This is a genomic window from Ilyobacter sp. (genome assembly GCF_041583315.1).
In the GTDB taxonomy this organism is placed as follows: domain Bacteria; phylum Fusobacteriota; class Fusobacteriia; order Fusobacteriales; family Fusobacteriaceae; genus Ilyobacter.
In genome coordinates, this window is sequence record NZ_JBFHGC010000238.1 from 1 (window position 1) to 4,196 (window position 4,196).

The window sequence follows — 4,196 nt, forward strand, 5'->3', positions numbered from 1 at the left end:
TAAGTTGCATTATTTTCTTTTGCAGCATTGAGTCCATCGTTACATATCCCTCTGGCATCCTTGCTTCCCTCTTGAATATATACAGGGACATCTATCTGCTCTCCCAAAACCTGAAGTTGTTTCATGGCAGCCGGTCTGTATACATCGGCTCCTACCATGTAAGGTCTTTCACCTTTTTTCTTGAGAAATTTTGCAAGTTTTGCAGCAAAAGTAGTTTTACCTGCTCCTTGAAGTCCTGCCAGCATTATAACTGTAGGGTTCTTTGCCGACTTTGTAAGCCTGGCATTCGTACCTCCCAGAAGTTCTACAAGTTCATCATTTACTATTTTTACAAACTGCTGCCCTGGGTTTATTCCGGTTATTACCTCTTCCCCCACAGCTTTTTCTTTTATTTTATTTACAAACTCTTTTACCACTTTATAGTTTACATCTGCTTCTAAAAGAGATAGTCTAACTTCTTTCAGGGCCGACTTTATATTTTCTTCGCTTAATTTTCCATGCCCTTTGACTTTTTTAAATATTTCTTGGAATCTTGTACCTAAATTATCTAACATCAGGTCACCTCTTATAAGTCAATACTTTCGATTATTTCTTCTAGCTTTTTAGGGGTGAAATTCTCTCGCAGTTCTAAAAGACTATTCTTTATTTCCTGCTCCCTTTTGTAAAACCCTATTTTCTCTTCGTATTCTTTCAATATCTTTATGCCTCTTCTGATATTGTCATAAACAGCCTGTCTGCTGACATTATGCTCTTTGGCTATTTCAGAAAGAGACAGATCTCTCTCAAAATGTTCAAGCATATACTCCTTTTGTTTATCACTGAGAAGGTTTTTATAATAGTCCATTAGCAGTGAAACTTCTAAAAAATCACTCAATTCCATAGTTTACTCCCATATTATATATGATTTACCTCTTAGTGTCAAGGCTTTTTTCTTTACATAATGTCATTTTTTTTTATATGATTTTATACAAATGACAAGGGTTTCCCCTTGTCATCTTTTTTTTATATTTCTCTCAAAAAAATATTTTGTGTTCTGTCTGGACCTACTGAAACCATTGAGATTTGGCATCCGATAACTTCTTCCACTCTTTTCAAGTAATTCTTACAGTTTTCAGGAAGCTGATCATATTCTCTCATTGCCGTGATATCCTCTTCCCATCCTGGAAGTTCTTCATACACAGCCTTTGCTCTGGCTAATCTTTCGATAGAAGATGGTACTGTTGTATACACCTTTCCGTCGATTTCATACCCTACACAAATATTTATTTTTTCAAGTCCGCTTAGTACGTCTATCTTAGTGATAACTACATCTGTCAGACCATTGATATCCACAGCAAATTTACCTACTACAAGGTCGAGCCATCCGCATCTTCTAGGTCTTCCTGTAGTTGCTCCGTATTCTCTACCGATATCTCTTAGTATTTCACCAGTCTCGTCTTCAAGCTCAGTAACAAAAGGTCCCTCTCCTACTCTTGTAGTATAAGCCTTCATTACCCCTATAGCTCTGTCGATTTTTTTAGGTGCTATACCTACTCCTGTTGTTACTCCTGCAGTTGTAGGTGAAGATGACGTCACATATGGATAAGTTCCATAGTTGATATCAAGCATCATTGCTTGAGCCCCTTCAAAAAGTACAAATTTATCCTGGTCTAGAGCTTCATTTATCTCAGGCACTGAATCTATTATTCTGTGACCTATTTTCTCAGCATATTCTTTAAATTCACCAAGCATTTTGTCAAAATCCATTTTTTCTACACCGTAGATTTTTTCAAAAACTTCATTTTTTTCTTCTAAATTTGTTCTGAGTTTACCTTCAAAAGTTTCCATATCAAGAAGGTCTACCATTCTAAGACCACACCTAGTTATTTTATCAGCATAGCAAGGTCCTATTCCCCTCTTTGTAGTTCCTATTTTCTGATCCCCTCTGGCATCTTCTCTCAATTCATCTAGTCTCACGTGATAAGGAGCGATTATATGTGCCCTGTCACTTATGAAAAGATGATCGACTTTTGCTCCTTTTTTTTCAAGAGCTTCTAATTCACTTAGTAGAACCTTGATATCTACCACAACTCCGGGTCCTATTATACATTTACCGTTTCCGTGAAGCATTCCTGAAGGAAGCAGATGAAGTACAAATTTCTCTCCGTTTACAACAACTGTATGACCAGCATTGTTTCCCCCCTGAAATCTTACAACATAATCAGCCTTATGTGCTAAGACGTCTATGATCTTACCCTTACCTTCATCTCCCCACTGTGTTCCGACTACTACGTAACCTGCCATTGAATATACACCTCTTTCTGACTTGGATTAGATATATTTAAACAACCAAATATTGTTGATACCTATTTTACTTTTTTTATTTCTATATAGTTTATGTTTTTATTATGTTTGTATATAAACAAACTCTCAAACTCTGTCTGAATATTCTCTTCTACCAACGGACTGTTATGGAGGTCAGATGTATGATAACCCACCTTGTATCCTTCCATTTTTTCCATAAAATGAAGCACATCAGAATAGTATCCGTCATGGTCTGTTTTAAAGAAAAGGGTTCCGCCTTTTTTCAGAATCACGTCTAAAAGCTTAAAAAGGCTTGGTTGAAGGATTCTGTTTTTCTCTTTTCCGTCCCATGGGTCAGGAAAATTGATATACATTCCTTCTATTTCTTCTTCCCCTATAAAATTAACTATCTCTTCTCCTCTTCTCTTGATGAAGAGTATGTTGTCAAGTTCCAAAGATTCTGATTTTCTTGCTGATAACACTAGTCTTTTGAATCTTATTTCAAGAGCCATATGATTTCTTTCAGGGTGCTTTTCACACATGCAGTTGGCAAAATTACCGCTCCCTGAGCCTATTTCCAGGTAAATGGGATTCTTGTTTCCGAAATATTCATTCCATCTTCCCCTGTAGGAATCCATCACACTTTTGTCGTACATTATATATTTAGGATAATCATTTAACTTTACCATATATGGGTTGTAATTTCTTCTGGGACGCTCAAAAAAATGCTTCCAGATATCTCCCACTTCTGTATTAGACATAGTTCCCTCCACATAAAAGGATTTATTTATTGTTAAGTAATCTTTAACAGTGTTTTCACATAAAAAACAAAACACCAAGTAATTGTATAAAAATATTTAAATTATGTCAATAATTCTTTTAAATGTCTTGGCCGCGACATCTGTGTTGTCACAGAAAAACCTGTCAATATTATCTAAACTGACCTGCTTTCCCTCTATCTTTTTCACTGCCTGGACAAATTCCTGTGTTGTTTCCACCTTAAACCCTATTTTCCTCTGAATTATCTCTTTTGAGATCTCTTTTACATTTTGAAGATACTTACCAAAAATTGGCGGTTTTCTGTAATACAAAGGTTCTATGAGACTATGCCCCCCTATATTTACAAGGGTTCCACCTACGAAAGCCACGTCACATATGGCATAGAGCTCCCTCAGAACTCCCATCTGATCCACCAGTAATATCTGGGTTTCTTTTTTCACACCCATGTCCATGTTGCTCCATTTTTCATACTTGTACTTGTTTTTTAGAAGTCTCATCTCAATGTCTGAGGTTCTTTCTATATGACGGGGAACCAGGATTAAAAAATAATCCCCCATCTTATCATAGGCATCCAGAATATACTCCTCTTCATCGTTTCTTGTACTTCCAGCCACAAATATCTTCTTCTTTTCAAGTCCAAGTTTTTTCCTTATTTCAATAAGCTGCTTCTCTGTAAAATCAGTAAGCTTAACATCAAACTTCAGGTTTCCGAAATTCTCCACTTTTTCAGCAGGAGCCCCTATACCCACAATTCTTTCACTGTCCTCTTCTGTCTGCATGAGAAAAAGATCTACCCTTGAAAAAAGTCTTTTGAGATAAAAAGATATTCTTTTATAGGATTTAAAGGATTTGTCAGATATCCTGCCGTTTACAAAAATCACCTTGGCCTTTTTAGAAGCCTCTTTTATTAAGTTAGGCCATATTTCAGTCTCAATAATTATGAGAGTTTTGAGATTTATTTTAGACAGTATCTCTTTTATCTTAAAGAAATCATCAAGCGGAAAATAAAGAAGATCTACATTTTTATCCTCTTTATATTTACCCTCTGCAGCAGCTCTTCCTGTATCTGTCATCATGGTTATGAGCACTTTAAGGTCTGTATTTCCAAGAAATTCTCTCACCAGGCTCTCTGA

At 36.1% G+C, this 4,196-nt stretch carries 5 protein-coding genes; all 5 read right to left on the reverse strand.

Annotated features, from left to right (window positions below; translation table 11 throughout):
• On the reverse strand, positions 1-554 hold a 554-nt coding region (locus tag ABZA26_RS09010; protein ID WP_372714188.1), incomplete at its 3' end, for a signal recognition particle receptor subunit alpha.
• An 11-nt stretch (positions 555-565) separates the two neighbouring features.
• The gene (ylxM, locus tag ABZA26_RS09015; RefSeq protein WP_372714189.1) at positions 566-880 is read right to left on the reverse strand and encodes a YlxM family DNA-binding protein; all 315 of its coding nucleotides are present in this window, start codon (positions 878-880) and stop codon (positions 566-568) included.
• A gap of 122 nt (positions 881-1,002) precedes the next feature.
• Entirely contained in the window at positions 1,003-2,283 is a 1,281-nt protein-coding gene (locus tag ABZA26_RS09020; protein WP_372714190.1) for an adenylosuccinate synthase, read from the reverse strand.
• Between the two features lie 62 nt (positions 2,284-2,345).
• Positions 2,346-3,044 (reverse strand): tRNA (guanosine(46)-N7)-methyltransferase TrmB, encoded by a 699-nt coding sequence (trmB, locus tag ABZA26_RS09025; protein WP_372714191.1) that lies wholly within the window; start codon positions 3,042-3,044, stop codon positions 2,346-2,348.
• 96 nt (positions 3,045-3,140) lie between these two features.
• A partial coding sequence (locus ABZA26_RS09030) for a 3-deoxy-D-manno-octulosonic acid transferase (protein WP_372714192.1) occupies positions 3,141-4,196 on the reverse strand: 1,056 nt, incomplete at its 5' end.